Origin of the sequence: Polynucleobacter sp. HIN6 (assembly GCF_030297575.1) — a bacterium.
Taxonomy (GTDB): domain Bacteria; phylum Pseudomonadota; class Gammaproteobacteria; order Burkholderiales; family Burkholderiaceae; genus Polynucleobacter.
This window is the reverse complement of record NZ_AP028137.1, coordinates 1,786,934-1,801,372: the sequence shown is the minus strand read 5'-3', so window position 1 is coordinate 1,801,372 and position 14,439 is coordinate 1,786,934. Positions and strand designations below refer to the sequence as shown.

Below are 14,439 nucleotides of genomic sequence, written 5' to 3'. Positions count from 1 at the left end.
TTTATTGCCGTTTTTTGTTACTACTTAGCTTTGTACGAGTCGTCGATGGCGATGAATGCTCATCAAGATACCAGCCCCAAACCCAAGCGTGACAAGGGCTGTGCCGCCATAGCTAAGGAGCGGGAGGGGGACGCCTACTACGGGTAGGAGTCCAGTGACCATGCCGATATTGACAAAGGCATAGGTGAAAAAGATCATGCTGATAGCGCCTCCCAAGAGGCGTGTAAACAAAGTAGGTGCATTGACTGAGATCGCCAAGCCACGCTTAATCAGTGCAAAAAAGAGTAGGATCAAAAGAACATTGCCAAGAAATCCAAACTCTTCAGCAAAAACGGCAAACACAAAGTCAGTATGTTTTTCAGGAATAAACTCCAAATGAGATTGAGTTCCTTCGCGCCAGCCTTTGCCAAAAAACCCACCAGCACCAACCGCAATGACAGCCTGAATGGTATGAAAGCCCTTTCCAAGGGGATCGCTTGATGGGTCTAGCAATGTACAAACCCTATTTTTTTGATACTCCCGAATCAATGGCCAATTGACGTCAGGAGCACAAATGCTGCCACTAAATACAACTAGTAAAAGAATCGCAATTGTGCCAATCGCCACCACAGGAATGATCCAACGCCAAGGAAGGCCCGCCAAAATAATCACATAAAGGCCAGAGGCAAGCACCAACAAAGAGGTTCCTAAATCAGGTTGACGGGCAATTAAAAATACTGGTAAGGCCAACAATAGCACTGCCACTAAATAATCAAACCCCGAACGAATGCCCTCGCGTTTCTGGAAATACCAGGCGAGCATCAGCGGTACCGCGATCTTCATAATCTCGGATGGCTGAATCACAATACCAACATTAATCCAGCGCCTTGCCCCCTTTTTAACCAATCCAAAAATAGCAACAGCAATTAGCAGAGCAATGCCAATGCCGTATACCCAAATCGCAGCTATCTCTAGCCATTTGGGCGGAATCTGTGAAACCAGCCACATAATCACAAAGGCAATTAGCAGGTTGCGGACCTGATCGATAAGCGCTACGGGCGTTCCCTGGCCTGCCGATAAAAAGACAAAGAAACTAATTAGGGCAAGGGCTAAGAAAATGAGGCCCAGACGAGGATCAAAGCCACTAAAGGCTTGCGAGAGTAATAATTTGAGTCGGACTAAGGCACTCTTTTCCATTCCGGAATCTCCTTAGGCCATTTACCATCAATGTAGTAATCAAGTGCTTTGCGAGCAATCGGCGCGGCTTGCGTAGAGCCGAAGCCCGCATTTTCAACGATCATTGCAATGGCAATTTTGGGTTTGTCGTTAGGCGCGTATGCCACGAATAAAGCATGGTCGCGCAGAAACTCAGGGGTTGAGGCATGGTTATACTTTTTTGAGTTCAAACTGAAGACTTGGGCCGTTCCCGTTTTGCCACCGGAGGTGTAGGCCGCGCCACGGAATGATGATGCTGATGTACCCGTTTTATTGGTTTCCGCCATTGCCTTTTTGATGATTTCAACATTTTCGGGTTTGAGGGTAATGCGATAACTTTCTTTGGGTGTTGTGAGTTCTTTTTGGCGTGTAAATGGATCTTCAATCGCCTTTGCAATGTGAGGCTTCATCACGACACCGTAGTTGAGCATATTGGCGAGTCCGTGCGCTAATTGCAAAATCGTAAACGCGTTATATCCCTGCCCAATTCCGAGTGAGATGGTTTCGCCTTCGAACCACTTTTGTTGTTCAGGCTTCTTAAAAGCAGTTTTTTTCCATTCCGTCGACGGTAATACGCCTTTTGCTTCTCCTTCTAAGTCAATTCCTGTCAGCTGACCAAAGCCAAATGGCTTCATAAAATCATGCATCATGTTGACGCCCATGTCGCGCGCTAACAGGTAGTAGTAGGTATCGCAAGACTCCACTAGAGATTTCTCCATATTCACCATCCCATGACCACCCACCTTAATATCACGAAAGGTATTATTGCCAAATGTAAAAAACCCTGGATCGGCAATCGCATCTTCAGGCTTGCGCTTATTGAGCTCAAGGGCCGCGAGTGCCATAAAGGGCTTATAGGTTGATGCGGGAGGATAAATTCCTTTCAAAGGTCGGTTATAGAGCGGCTTTTCCTTGGATTCATTCAATTCCTTCCAAGTCACAGGATCAATGCCTTCGACAAAATCATTGGGATTGAAATTCGGTTTTGAAACGAAGGCGAGAATATCGCCCGTTTCAGGTTCAATGGCGACAAATGCCCCACGATAGTTACCGTAAAGCTGTTCAACCAAGGCTTGCAATTTAATGTCAATCGACAGAATGACGTTTTTGCCAGGGATGGATGGCCTACTTGATAGAGTGCGCACAGGCTTCCCACCAGCGGTGATTTCAACCTCGTCGTAGCCTGGAACGCCGCGTAAGACCCTTTCATACGTTTGTTCAATGCCAATCTTCCCAACATATTGAATGCCAGGCAAGAACGCGCCTTGAAGCGCATAAGGGTCTTGACTGCCTTTCGTAGCCTCAAGCTCATTTTGCATCCGCTCCTTATCTTTTTGTGAGACTCGCCCAATGTATCCAATCAGATGGGAGGCTAATTCGTTGTATGGGTATTCACGAAAATTACGTGCACTGACATCGACACCCGGAAAGCGATAGCGATTTGCTAGAAATCGAGCCATCTCAGCTTCAGTCAACATGGAGCGTAATGGAAAAGTACCCATGTTTCGAGAATCTTCCAAGGCGCGCTTAAAGTTGCGACGATCTCTTGGGCTAATCTGAATAATCTCAGATAGTTGATTAATTAAATCATCAACATTTCCTTTAATTTGAGAGGCGTCCACCTCTAGCGTTAGCGCTGAATAATTACGTCCAATCACAATGCCATTGCGATCAATCAGTAAGCCACGATTAGCGGGAACTGGGACAATCGCAATCCGATTACTCTCAGCAAGCGTTGAATATTGCTGGTGACTAACAATTTGTAACCAAAATAAGCGGACGACGAGTAAGCCAAAACAGACGCCTACGAAGATGATTGCGATCCGCGCTCGCTCCTGAAACGAATAGAGATCGGGTTTTTTAATTGAGGACATGCAGCTTATAGAGGTCGATGTGGGTCGACATCAATCGGTCGTCGTTGCGGCAAGAGCAAAAGATAGCTGGCGAGAGGCCAAAGCAAGGCCTCAATGGCCGCTTGGATAAGGCTTGTAAGCCCCCACCAATAGATTTGCTCATTTAGAGCCCAAAGCACAAGGACTGGAAAAACAGACACTAAAGCAAAGATAGGAAATACATTCAGAATTTGAGTGGTCACAGGCAAAGCAGTGATGCGGTGATGCCAGGCAATTGCAATGTATGCCACCAGAGAGTAACTAAAGGCATGAACCCCGAGCAAGGCCCCGCTATGAATATCCATCACCAATCCAAATACAAATGCGGTAATCACGCCAACAAAGCGATGCTGATGAATATTCCAAAATACAATGCAAATAATGAGCCAGTCTGGAACCCACGCATGATTGCCCCACGGTAAAAAATTTAGCAACAGCGCAATGAGTAGGCTAAAGTAAATGAAGGGTGGCTTGACTGGGCGAAGAATATAGCCGCTCTGATAATCAATCATAGCTGCCCCTTTGGTCGCGTTTGTCGTCGACCGGTCGATGACGGTGCATTACTGTTAGACGCTGGCTTGGCGTCTAACTGCGGATCGTAGATTAAGGCAAGTGCTTGGAGGTGACGATTGACCTCAGCAATCGGACTACAGAAGACATTTGCTGAGTTTTGATCAAGATTGCGCTCGATCTTGGTAATTACTGCTACCGCAAACCCTGGGGGATATACCCCATCAACCCCTGACGTTAAAAGAATGTCGCCCACTTCCAGATCGCTGGCTACGGGTAAGTAACGGAGTTGCAATAATTGACCGCGTCCGCTTCCAACCACCGCAGCGCGAAGCCCATTGCGAGCGACAAGAACGGGGACTGCAAAATCACGATCTTCCAATAAAGATACTTCGGCCGAATTGTCATACAGACGAACCACTTGACCGAGAATGCCCATGTCATTGGCAATGGGTGAGCCTAATCGAAGGCCTTGGTTTTCACCCCGATTGATCACGACGCGTTGTGAGACGGGGTTGGGTGGATTAAATAAAATTTCCACAGGGACAGTTTTGAACGCCACCTTCTTTTGTAAATCTAAGAGGCTGCGAAGATTTTGATTTTCAATCGCCAGAAGTGCGGATTGATTGGCTAGCAGGGAGAGTTCTGCTTGTCGTAACTTGAGAGCCTCATTTTCTTTTTCAAGCGTGCTGCGACTTGTTAAATAGTCACTACCTCCTGAAATCATCGAGCCAGGCAGGAGCATTAGCTGCTCCAATGGACGTAGAACAACGCTGACTTGATTGCGAATAAAGTCCAGCGATTTGATCTGAAAATCAATAATCATCAGTGCCAGGCTAATTACAAGGCACGCAATTAATTTGGCAAGCGCTGGAATGCCTTGCTTGAAAAGTGGTGGGGCGCTATATTGCACAGCCCGCTCCGGCGCTTAGCCGCCTATTCTTGTGAGAACACTCCACCTAATTTATCCATGCGCTCTAATGCAATGCCGCAACCACGAGCAACACAGGTCAAAGGATCTTCTGCGACATGGATTGGCAAGCCTGTTTCTTCCATCAAAAGGCGATCGAGGTCACGTAGCAAGGCACCACCGCCAGTGAGCATAATGCCGCGTTCAGCAATATCGGCAGCTAGCTCAGGCGGAGTTTGCTCAAGAGCTGCTTTTACCGCTGTCACAATTTGATTGAGTGGATCAGTTAATGCTTCTAGGATCTCATTGCTGGTCACAGTAAAGCTACGGGGAATACCTTCTGAGATATTGCGACCTTTGATTTCTAGCTCTTTAACTTCTGCACCCGGGAAGGCTGAACCGATTGCTTTTTTAACTGCTTCAGCCGTTTGTTCGCCAATCAGCATCCCATAGTTGCGTCGGATGTAATTCGTAATTGCTTCATCGAACTTATCTCCACCAACCCGAACCGAACCTTTGTAAACGACGCCACCTAAGGACATCACACCCACTTCGGTGGTTCCGCCACCGATGTCAACCACCATGGATCCCGCAGCTTCAGAAACTGGCAGCCCTGCACCAATGGCAGCTGCCATTGGCTCTTCAATCAGAAATACTTGAGAAGCTCCTGCACCTAAAGCTGACTCACGAATCGCACGACGCTCAACCTGTGTTGAACCGCAGGGCACACAAATAATGATTCGAGGGCTGGGTTTTAATAGCTTGCTCTCGTGAACCATTTTGATAAATTGCTTGAGCATTTGTTCGGTAATGGTGAAATCTGCAATCACACCATCTTTCATAGGGCGAATTGCTTCGATGTTTCCAGGCACTCGACCCAACATACTTTTTGCTTCACGACCCACCGCCAAAATGGTTTTTTTGGCATTTGGGCCACCCTCTTGGCGGATCGCAACCACCGAGGGCTCATCAAGCACAATGCCCTTATCACGCATGTAAATTAAGGTGTTTGCGGTACCTAGATCAATGGCTAGGTCATTGGAAAAATAGCTACGAAAGAGACCAAACATAATGTAAGTGGGAAAATAGAAATAATAATTAGCTCAAAGATGAAATGATACTCTAGCACCCCATGGATATAAATGAAGTTCACCGCATAGCGAAGCTCTCGCGCCTGGAGTTAAGCGCCTCAGAAGCCGAGGCAGTGCTGCCACAATTAGAGGCCGTTTTTGCTCTCGTCGAACAAATGCAAGCGGTCAATACTGAGCAGATTGAGCCTTTGCCCCACCCCATTTTGTTTATAGAAGATTTGGCTCAGCCTTTGAGGGCCGACGCATGCACCGAGGCAAATACGCGGGAACAGAATATGGCGAACGCACCCGCCCAAGCCGAGGGTTACTTTTTGGTCCCGAGGGTGATCGAATGAATTGGCAGCACCAAACCCTAAAAAGCTTATCTAAGTCATTGATTAGTAAGGAAATATCCAGCCTAGAGTTATGTGAATTTTTTCTGGGGCGGATGACAAAATATCAGCATCTAAATGCCTACCTTGATGTTTTGCCAGATCAGACGCGAGCGCAGGCCAGACGTGCTGATCAGTTGATATCACAAGGGGTTACTGGCCCCTTAACCGGAATCCCGATTGCCCATAAAGATGTCTTTGTTACCAAAGAATGGGCCACCACAGCCGCCTCAAAAATGTTGGCAGGCTATAAAAGCCCTTTTGATGCAGCCGTGGTGGCAAGTTTGGGCTTGCCAGACGCAGATAATCCAAAGGCTGCAGGAATGGTGTGCCTAGGCAAAACCAATATGGATGAATTTGCAATGGGTTCCTCCAATGAGAACTCAGCATTTGGGCCGGCACTTAATCCTTGGAATACACAGCGGGTTGCTGGTGGTTCTTCAGGCGGCTCAGCGGTCGCAGTTGCCGCAGGTTTGGCGCCGATTGCGACGGGAACCGATACCGGTGGATCGATCCGCCAGCCCGCTGCTTTTTGTGGCCTGACCGGCATCAAGCCAACCTATGGACGTGTTTCACGATACGGCATGATTGCTTACGCCTCCTCATTGGATCAGGCGGGCCCAATTGGAAAAACTGCCGAGGATTGCGCCCTATTACTAAGCGCGATGTCGACGCACGATCCGCGCGATTCAACATCCCTTGCTGATAGCGGCGAAGACTATGGGCGTTTTCTCAATCAAGCTTGGTCGGGCGAAGATTCTAAAAAACCCTTAACTGGTCTAAGAATTGGTTTGCCAAAAGAATTCTTTGCCGAAGGCCTTTCGCACGATGTAGCGCAAGCGGTTCTTGCTGCTAAAGATGTGCTTCAGTCTTTGGGCGCTGCTGTTTGCGAAGTGAGTTTGCCTAAAACTAAGCTATCAATCCCGGTGTATTACGTTTTAGCTCCCGCTGAAGCGTCGAGTAACTTGAGTCGTTACGACGGGGTGCGTTATGGTCATCGCGCGAGCGAGTACTCTGATTTATTAGAGATGTATCAACGTTCCCGTAGTGAGGGTTTTGGTGCGGAAGTGAAGCGACGGATCTTAATTGGTAGTTATGTCTTATCGCACGGTTATTACGACGCTTACTATCTGCAAGCCCAGAAGATTCGTCGCATCATCGCAGCAGATTTTGCACAGGCCTTTACTCAGTGTGATGTGATTTTGGGGCCAGTAGCTCCAGATGTTGCTTGGGGTCTGGGTGAAAAGACGAAAGATCCCTTACAGATGTACCTTGAGGATATATACACTTTGTCAGCGAATTTGGCGGGCTTGCCAGCGATGAGTGCGCCCTGCGGATTCTCAAGCGCTGGATTGCCAATTGGTATGCAATTGATTGGAAATTATTTCTCTGAGGCTCGACTATTGCAAGTTGCGCACCAATATCAGCAAGCAAGCGATTGGCATTTGCGCAGACCCGAAGGGATTGCATGATGAAGTGGGAAATTGTCATCGGACTTGAAACGCATACGCAACTGTTAACCCATTCCAAGATATTTAGTGGGGCGAGTACGCAATTTGGGGCTCAGCCAAATACGCAAGCATGTGCAGTTGATTTAGCGTTACCGGGAGTATTACCCGTTCTTAATCGTCAAGCAGTTGAGCACGCGATTCGCTTTGGCTTGGCGATTGGTGCCCAGATTTCTCCGCGCAGTATTTTTGCCCGTAAAAATTATTTTTATCCTGATCTGCCTAAAGGCTATCAAATCAGTCAATATGAGATACCAGTAGTCGTCGGTGGACAAATTGAAATCGTTGTCGATGGCCAGACAAAGGTAGTTGAGTTAACGCGAGCCCACTTAGAGGAAGATGCTGGTAAATCCGTTCACGAGAACTTTGTTGGCCCTCATGGCGAACCAGCTAGCGGGATTGATTTAAATAGAGCCGGCACTCCTCTTTTAGAAATTGTCACTGAGCCCGTAATGCGCAATGCTGCTGAGGCGGTTGCTTATGCCAAAGCCCTTCATGCCTTAGTGGTGTGGTTAGGGGTATGCGATGGCAATATGCAAGAAGGCTCGTTTCGATGCGATGCCAATGTATCGGTGCGGCCCATGGGACAGAGTGAATTCGGGACGCGTTGCGAGATTAAGAATTTAAATTCTTTCCGATTCTTAGAGGAGGCCATTCAGTATGAAGTGCGTCGCCAAATTGAATTGATTGAAGATGGCGGTACGGTCATTCAGGAGACACGTTTATATGACCCTGATCTTCAGGAAACGCGCAGCATGCGCAGTAAAGAAGATGCACAAGATTATCGGTATTTCCCAGACCCTGATTTATTACCGCTCGTCATTCATTCGGATTGGATTGAAGAAATTCGTGCTGGTATGCCAGCATTACCAGCCACGCTACGCGCGCAATGGCAATCTGAATATGGACTAAGCCCTTACGATAGTCAAATCCTCAGCCAGGATCGCGCCACAGCCGATTTATTTATTGAGCTAGTCCGTCGTTTAGGCGCAAAACATGCAAAGACCATTGCGAACTTCATTGCAGGTGATTTGGCCTCGGCGTTAAATCGTTCGAATTTATCTGTTCATGAATTACCAATTGATATTGCTCAGATCGAGGCGCTACTTAATCGTTCTTTAGACGGAACGATTTCCAACAAGATTGCAAAAGAGATATTCATCTTCATTTGGGAAGATGCGCTTGCCAATAAACCGGCTATCTCAATTGATGAAATCATTGAGCAACGGGGATTAAAGCAAATTACCGATATTGGCGCCCTTGAGGCGCTTATTGATGGGGTATTGCAGGCCAATGCAAAATCCGTTGAGGAGTTTAAGTCTGGCAAAGAGAAAGCCTTTAATGCCTTAATTGGGCAGGTGATGAAAGCCTCGCAAGGTAAAGCAAACCCTCAGCAACTCAATGAGTTACTGCGCAAGAAATTACAAAGTGGATAGGAAAGAAATGAGTGCTCCAGAACTTAGTCAGGATGAACAAGAAGCCTTAGTGGCCCAATGGCTAAAAGCTTGCCCAGGTTTTTTTGAGCGTCATGCTGAAGTGTTGCAAGAGGTTCGCCTAAAAGATCCCAATAGCGATCGAGCCATCTCCTTGCAAGAGCGGCAAATGCATTTGTTACGTTCACAAAATCAAGAACTCAACTCCCGCTTAAACGAAATGCTGCGTTTTGGCAGTCGCAATGATAAGACCCAAGTAGCAATGGTTGCTTGGTTACAAAAGCTGATTGAAGCGCAAGATAGCCAGCAAGTAAGTAGCGCAATTGAGAGTGGCCTTTCCTCTGTCTTTGAGGTCGAGGTTTGTAAAGTATTGCCAATCGATTCTGCGTTTGAGGCATTGCTAGAACGCCCCATTTGCCAGTCCTTCGCGAAATGCCCAGATGTATTTAAAGAAAAGCTAGCCCATTTACAGGCCGATGATGATTGGCAGAGCGTTGCGATATTAGCAATACCATTGGAGCAAAATCGCTTTGCTGGCTTAGCCCTTCTTAGTAAAGACGGTGAACGTTTTACAGAGGATATGGGCGTGTTTTATTTAAGACAAATTGCTGGTTTGGCTGCAGCAGCGTTGCGGCGGGTTGCCGGTTAAGCTCAAGATAAGTAAACGATTGTGGACGCTCTCTCGGCAAAGATCGAGGCTTACCTAAATAACTTGCATGTTGTGCGGCAATTATCAGTTCATACGATTAAAGCGTATCGCGCCGATTTAAAAATTCTCTGCGAGAATGCGCAAGCCGAGAAGTGTGCGATCGATCAAATAAATCATGCGCTCATTCGTCGTTGGACTGCAACACTTCATGCGAAGGGATTGTCTGCGCGATCGATTGCTCGGGTTTTATCGGCATGGCGCGGTTTTTATGACTGGCTCCTGTTGGAAAGTAAAGGTCAGCTCGGACTAGGATCAAATCCGGTTGCTGATATCAAGGCTCCCAAACGCAGTAAGTTACTCCCAAAGGCATTATCGGTAGAACAAGCACTAGCCCTCATCGAGTTTGCTGCCAAGGAGGCAACTGAAAACGACAATTGGGAACTGAGTCGTGATCATGCTTTGATCGAACTTTTGTATTCATCAGGCTTGCGCCTATCAGAGCTCCTAGGCCTAGATAGTGATCCTAGTCGAGATTCTTTAGGTTGGATTGATTGGGGCGCAAGTGAAGTTTCGGTTCTTGGTAAGGGCAATAAGCGTAGGACCATTCCAGTTGGAAAGCCTGCCATGGCAGCGCTACAGCGTTGGAAATCGCAACGCGCTTTATTAACGTTGCAGGATCAGCAAGCTTTATTTGTATCTATTGTGGGTAAGCGGCTTGCGCCACGAACCGTTCAGGCCCGTTTGCGATCAATGGCTATTTGTGCCGGTTTGCCGACTCATGTGCACCCACATATGATGCGCCACAGCTTTGCCAGCCATGTTCTGCAATCGTCCCATGACTTGCGAGCCGTACAAGAAATGCTGGGTCACGCGAGTATTGCCAGTACGCAAATTTATACTGCGCTGGATTTTCAGCATCTAGCAAAAGCCTATGACAATGCTCACCCCCGCGCCAAAGTGAAGAGTAATAAAGCGTGAACTACAACATCATCCTTGAGGCCGGAAAAGAGCGGCCCATTGTGCGCAGGCACCCTTGGGTCTATGGCACTGCAATCAAGCGGGTTGATGGAAAGCCAAAAGCGGGCGCAACAGTTCAGATCCTTAGTCAAGATGGTCGTTGGATTGCTAAGGGAGCCTACAGTCCGCTCTCGAAGATCCGTGCGCGCGTTTGGTCATGGAATGAAACCGAAGCCATCGATCATGCCTTCTTCAAGCGCAAAATTAGTACCGCAATACAGCATCGGCAGCAATGGATAAAAGGCACAAATGCAATTCGATTAATTGCTGGCGAGGCCGATGGATTGCCTGGTCTGATTGTTGACCAATATGACCGCGTAATTGTTTGTCAATTTCTAAGTGCAGGTGTGGAATATTGGCGAGATGCCATCATCAGCGCCTTACAAGAGCAAACCCAGTGCTCTTTGATGGTCGAGCGATCGGATGCTGCAGTGCGAGCCCGAGAGGGATTAGCTGAGCAGAGTGGTATTTTGTCTGGCGAGCATGATGGAGAGCTCATTTTGGTCAATGAGCATGGGGTTCAGTATGGAATCGATGTACTAGAAGGCCATAAGACCGGTTTTTATATTGATCAGCGCGATAACCGCAAGCTGTTGTCTGAGCTCGCAAGCAATCGCCGGGTGCTCAATATGTTTTGCTACACCGGCGGCTTCTCTTTGGCGGCTTTGCAAGGAGGGGCGAAGAGCGTTATGTCGGTTGATTCATCGGGGGATGCCCTAGCGTTGGCGCAGCGTCAAATGGCAATGAATGGCTATTCTCCGGAATTGGCCACTTGGCATGATGCCGATGCCTTTTCTACCCTTCGAGAATTACGAAGCGCCCAAGAAAAATTTGACTTAATCGTCTTGGATCCCCCAAAGTTTGCCCCATCGGCTCAGCATCTCGAGCGTGCCCTAAAAGCTTATAAAGAGATTAATCGTGCCGCCTTGCAATTGCTCAACCCGGGCGGTCTGCTATTCACATTTTCCTGCTCGGGCGCTGTTAGCCCCCAGCATTTTGAGCAAATGATCACCTCATCCGTGAATGAGGCCATGGCACATATGCAAGATCATGGAACAAGCTACCGGGTCATGCGGCGTTTGGCGGCGGGATTGGATCACCCGGTTCTGGCTAGTTTTCCGGAAGGGGAGTATCTCAAGGGATTGCTGCTTCAGCGTACCCAATAATCGGTAAGATAGCTCTTTATCCATTCTTTTTAGAAATGACATCACGATGGCATTAATACCAGTAACGATTCTCACGGGATTTTTAGGCAGCGGCAAGACCACTTTGTTAAAGCATATTTTGACCGGTGAGCATGGCAAGAAAATTGCGGTGATTGAAAACGAGTTTGGTGAAGAGAATATCGATAACGATATTTTGGTTCAAGATACGCAAGAGCAAATTGTGCAAATGAGCAATGGCTGTGTCTGTTGTTCAATTCGCGGCGATTTGGTTGAAGCATTAAATCAGCTATGGGAGCAGCGCAAGAGTAAAAAAATTCAGTTTGACCAGGTTGTCATTGAAACGACTGGTGTGGCAAATCCTGGTCCGGTTGCGCAAACGTTTTTTATTGATGATGACATTGCGAATCATTACGTGTTAGATGCCGTTGTTACGCTGGTCGATGCTAAGCACGGACAGAAACAACTCAACGAGCACGAGGAAGTGCAGCGCCAAGTTGGCTTTGCCGATCGCATCTTTATTACTAAAACAGACCTTGCAGGCCCAGAAGAAATTGCGGCTCTAAAAAATCGGTTGATGCATATGAACCCGAGAGCACCTATCCAAACAATTACAAAGGGTGTTGTGCCGCTCGATTCCGTCTTGGATTTGCGGGGATTTAATTTAAACGCGAAGCTTGATATTGACCCCCATTTTTTGGAAGAGGATGATCACGACCATAGCGAGTGCGGTCATGATCACCACCATGATCATGAGCATCACCATGACCATGGCCACAATCATCACAATCACCATGGTCATACCGATCGGATTCAATCATTTGTTTTTAAGAGCGACAAACCCTTTGATCACCGCAAGTTAGAGGACTTCTTAGGAGGGGTCTTGTCTGTGTTTGGGGAGAAGATGTTGCGCTACAAAGGCGTCTTGTATGTGAAGGGCTCGGCCCGCAAAGTGGTTCTTCAGGGCGTTCATGAAATGATGGGTAGTGATTTGGCTGGCCCATGGGGGGCGGAGCCCAAACAAACTCGGATGGTATTTATTGGGATTGATCTACCAAAAGATACTTTGCTGGCCGGATTAGAAGGCTGCTTGGCTAACTAATTGAATTAATTGAATTACTGTACAATGCGCCGCCACGGTTGCATTTAAAAAGCCATTGAAACTTTTATAGAAAGCGTAATAATGCACCCTTGAAAGTGCAATTAAGTAACTTTTAGTAGTAACCCTGATTGGCGATTTTGCTCTAGGGTTTAAGGTGTTGATTATTTGGAACGAAGGAAAAACGATGACGACAAAAGAAGCGAGTACCAAAGCGAAGTCTGCTGAGTCCAGCAAGAAAGCTTCTGGATCGTCCGCTAAGGGCGCCCCCCTAACTGAGGCTGAATTACTAAAAATGTCTGAAAAGGACTATATGAATGCCGCTCAGTTGGAGTTCTTTCGCTCCAAATTGCAGACGCTCAAAGAGGATATTTTGAAGCACGCGAGCGAAACAACCGAGCACTTACGTGAAAACATACTGGTCCCCGATCCTGCTGATCGGGCGACGATTGAAGAGGAGCACGCGTTAGAGCTTCGAACCCGGGATCGTGAGCGTAAGCTCTTAAAGAAAGTTGAGCAAGCGTTGGCAAGGATTGAGTCGGGTGACTATGGATGGTGCGAAGAAACCGGTGAGGCGATTGGCTTATCGCGCCTAATTGCCCGTCCAACCGCTAATCTCTCACTCGAGGCTCAAGAGCGTCGTGAGCTGCGCCAAAAGTTATTTGGTGAATAGGATTTCTATTCATCATGACTAAAGCAGTACCAACACTCGCTGACATCCCCCCATTATTGAAGGCCGAGATTCTGGCCGAGGCCTTGCCTTATATTCGGCAATACCATGGCAAAACCATTGTGATTAAGTACGGCGGCAACGCCATGGTTGAAGAGCGTCTCAAAGAGAGTTTTGCGCGCGATGTGATTTTGCTAAAACTAGTTGGCATGAACCCTGTTGTCGTTCATGGTGGCGGCCCTCAAATTGATGAGGCCCTCAAGAAAATTGGTAAGACCGGCACCTTTATTCAGGGAATGCGGGTTACGGATGAGGAGACCATGGAAGTGGTTGAGTGGGTGTTGGGCGGCGAAGTGCAGCAGGACATCGTGATGTTAATTAATCATTTTGGCGGTCAAGCGGTTGGTCTAACTGGCAAAGATGGCGGTTTGATTCATGCCAAGAAAATGATGGTGCCTAATGAGCAAACCCCCTCTGGTGCCCCAATCGATCTCGGCTTTGTCGGTGAAATCGAATCGATTAATCCGGCCGTGGTGAAAGCCTTACAAGATGACGCCTTTATTCCCGTAATTTCACCGATTGGCTTTAGTGAAGAGGGTCAGGCCTACAACATCAACGCGGACCTAGTTGCGGGCAAAATGGCCGAAATCCTCAAAGCTGAGAAATTGGTGATGATGACCAACATACCGGGCGTCATGGATAAATCAGGTAAGCTCTTGACCGATTTAAGTGCGCGCGAGATCGATGCGCTCTTTGCAGACGGTACGATTTCAGGGGGCATGCTACCCAAAATTTCATCTGCGTTAGATGCCGCCAAGAGCGGCGTCAACTCGGTTCATATTATTGATGGGCGTATTGAGCACTCTCTACTCTTAGAAATTCTGACCGAACAAGCTTTTGGTACCATGATACGTTCTAGATAAAAAATAAAT

Annotated in this window: 14 protein-coding genes; 9 read left to right on the top strand and 5 right to left on the bottom strand. The window is 47.5% G+C overall.

Annotated elements, in window-relative coordinates; genetic code table 11:
* Window positions 1-24 precede the first annotated feature (24 nt).
* Genes rodA through QUE66_RS08955 form a run of 5 tightly spaced genes read right to left on the bottom strand, consistent with a single transcriptional unit; the run spans window position 25 to window position 5,576 of the window.
* Window positions 25-1,176 (bottom strand): rod shape-determining protein RodA, encoded by a 1,152-nt coding sequence (rodA, locus tag QUE66_RS08975; RefSeq protein ID WP_286223688.1) that lies wholly within the window; start codon window positions 1,174-1,176, stop codon window positions 25-27.
* Window positions 1,158-3,068: a penicillin-binding protein 2 gene (gene mrdA, locus QUE66_RS08970; RefSeq protein WP_286223687.1), complete on the bottom strand. Its 1,911-nt coding sequence runs from the start codon at window positions 3,066-3,068 to the stop codon at window positions 1,158-1,160. The genes rodA and mrdA overlap by 19 nt, the downstream gene beginning before the upstream one ends.
* A 5-nt stretch (window positions 3,069-3,073) precedes the next feature.
* Window positions 3,074-3,598, bottom strand: a complete 525-nt coding sequence (gene mreD, locus QUE66_RS08965; RefSeq protein ID WP_286223686.1) for a rod shape-determining protein MreD — start codon at window positions 3,596-3,598, stop codon at window positions 3,074-3,076.
* Window positions 3,595-4,509, bottom strand: coding sequence for a rod shape-determining protein MreC (gene mreC / locus QUE66_RS08960; RefSeq protein WP_286223685.1), 915 nt, complete (start codon window positions 4,507-4,509; stop codon window positions 3,595-3,597). Before mreC ends, mreD begins: the two co-directional genes overlap by 4 nt.
* A 23-nt stretch (window positions 4,510-4,532) precedes the next feature.
* On the bottom strand, window positions 4,533-5,576 hold the full coding sequence (locus tag QUE66_RS08955) for a rod shape-determining protein (RefSeq protein WP_108509229.1): 1,044 nt from the start codon (window positions 5,574-5,576) through the stop codon (window positions 4,533-4,535).
* A gap of 62 nt (window positions 5,577-5,638) precedes the next feature.
* Here QUE66_RS08955 and gatC point away from each other — a divergent pair, with 62 nt between their 5' ends.
* The 9 genes from gatC to argB all read left to right on the top strand — a co-directional run bounded on the left by gatC (window position 5,639) and on the right by argB (window position 14,430).
* Entirely contained in the window at window positions 5,639-5,932 is a 294-nt protein-coding gene (gene gatC / locus QUE66_RS08950; protein ID WP_286223684.1) for an Asp-tRNA(Asn)/Glu-tRNA(Gln) amidotransferase subunit GatC, read from the top strand.
* The gene (gene gatA, locus QUE66_RS08945) at window positions 5,929-7,440 is read left to right on the top strand and encodes an Asp-tRNA(Asn)/Glu-tRNA(Gln) amidotransferase subunit GatA (protein WP_286223683.1); all 1,512 of its coding nucleotides are present in this window, start codon (window positions 5,929-5,931) and stop codon (window positions 7,438-7,440) included. Before gatC ends, gatA begins: the two co-directional genes overlap by 4 nt.
* Window positions 7,437-8,912 (top strand): Asp-tRNA(Asn)/Glu-tRNA(Gln) amidotransferase subunit GatB, encoded by a 1,476-nt coding sequence (gene gatB / locus QUE66_RS08940; RefSeq protein WP_286223682.1) that lies wholly within the window; start codon window positions 7,437-7,439, stop codon window positions 8,910-8,912. Before gatA ends, gatB begins: the two co-directional genes overlap by 4 nt.
* A gap of 7 nt (window positions 8,913-8,919) precedes the next feature.
* Window positions 8,920-9,558, top strand: coding sequence for a DUF484 family protein (locus QUE66_RS08935; protein WP_286223681.1), 639 nt, complete (start codon window positions 8,920-8,922; stop codon window positions 9,556-9,558).
* A gap of 21 nt (window positions 9,559-9,579) precedes the next feature.
* Complete coding sequence (locus QUE66_RS08930; RefSeq protein ID WP_286223680.1) at window positions 9,580-10,536, top strand: tyrosine recombinase XerC; 957 nt, start codon at window positions 9,580-9,582, stop codon at window positions 10,534-10,536.
* Window positions 10,533-11,741 (top strand): class I SAM-dependent rRNA methyltransferase, encoded by a 1,209-nt coding sequence (locus tag QUE66_RS08925; RefSeq protein ID WP_286223679.1) that lies wholly within the window; start codon window positions 10,533-10,535, stop codon window positions 11,739-11,741. The genes QUE66_RS08930 and QUE66_RS08925 overlap by 4 nt, the downstream gene beginning before the upstream one ends.
* Before the next feature lie 46 nt (window positions 11,742-11,787).
* Window positions 11,788-12,840: a CobW family GTP-binding protein gene (locus tag QUE66_RS08920; protein WP_286223678.1), complete on the top strand. Its 1,053-nt coding sequence runs from the start codon at window positions 11,788-11,790 to the stop codon at window positions 12,838-12,840.
* Window positions 12,841-13,024: 184 nt separating this feature from the next.
* On the top strand, window positions 13,025-13,510 hold the full coding sequence (dksA, locus tag QUE66_RS08915; protein ID WP_286223677.1) for an RNA polymerase-binding protein DksA: 486 nt from the start codon (window positions 13,025-13,027) through the stop codon (window positions 13,508-13,510).
* Between the two features lie 14 nt (window positions 13,511-13,524).
* On the top strand, window positions 13,525-14,430 hold the full coding sequence (gene argB / locus QUE66_RS08910) for an acetylglutamate kinase (protein WP_108509220.1): 906 nt from the start codon (window positions 13,525-13,527) through the stop codon (window positions 14,428-14,430).
* Window positions 14,431-14,439 lie beyond the last annotated feature (9 nt).

What these genes read in the sequence shown, in the direction of transcription:
- rodA (WP_286223688.1), bottom strand. Translation starts at nt 1,176, where the DNA reads ATGGAAAAGAGTGCCTTAGTCCGACTCAAATTATTACTCTCGCAAGCC.
- mrdA (WP_286223687.1), bottom strand. Translation starts at nt 3,068, where the DNA reads ATGTCCTCAATTAAAAAACCCGATCTCTATTCGTTTCAGGAGCGAGCG.
- mreD (WP_286223686.1), bottom strand. Translation starts at nt 3,598, where the DNA reads ATGATTGATTATCAGAGCGGCTATATTCTTCGCCCAGTCAAGCCACCC.
- QUE66_RS08955 (WP_108509229.1), bottom strand. Translation starts at nt 5,576, where the DNA reads ATGTTTGGTCTCTTTCGTAGCTATTTTTCCAATGACCTAGCCATTGAT.
- gatC (WP_286223684.1), top strand. Translation starts at nt 5,639, where the DNA reads ATGGATATAAATGAAGTTCACCGCATAGCGAAGCTCTCGCGCCTGGAG.
- gatA (WP_286223683.1), top strand. Translation starts at nt 5,929, where the DNA reads ATGAATTGGCAGCACCAAACCCTAAAAAGCTTATCTAAGTCATTGATT.
- gatB (WP_286223682.1), top strand. Translation starts at nt 7,437, where the DNA reads ATGATGAAGTGGGAAATTGTCATCGGACTTGAAACGCATACGCAACTG.
- QUE66_RS08935 (WP_286223681.1), top strand. Translation starts at nt 8,920, where the DNA reads ATGAGTGCTCCAGAACTTAGTCAGGATGAACAAGAAGCCTTAGTGGCC.
- QUE66_RS08920 (WP_286223678.1), top strand. Translation starts at nt 11,788, where the DNA reads ATGGCATTAATACCAGTAACGATTCTCACGGGATTTTTAGGCAGCGGC.
- dksA (WP_286223677.1), top strand. Translation starts at nt 13,025, where the DNA reads ATGACGACAAAAGAAGCGAGTACCAAAGCGAAGTCTGCTGAGTCCAGC.
- argB (WP_108509220.1), top strand. Translation starts at nt 13,525, where the DNA reads ATGACTAAAGCAGTACCAACACTCGCTGACATCCCCCCATTATTGAAG.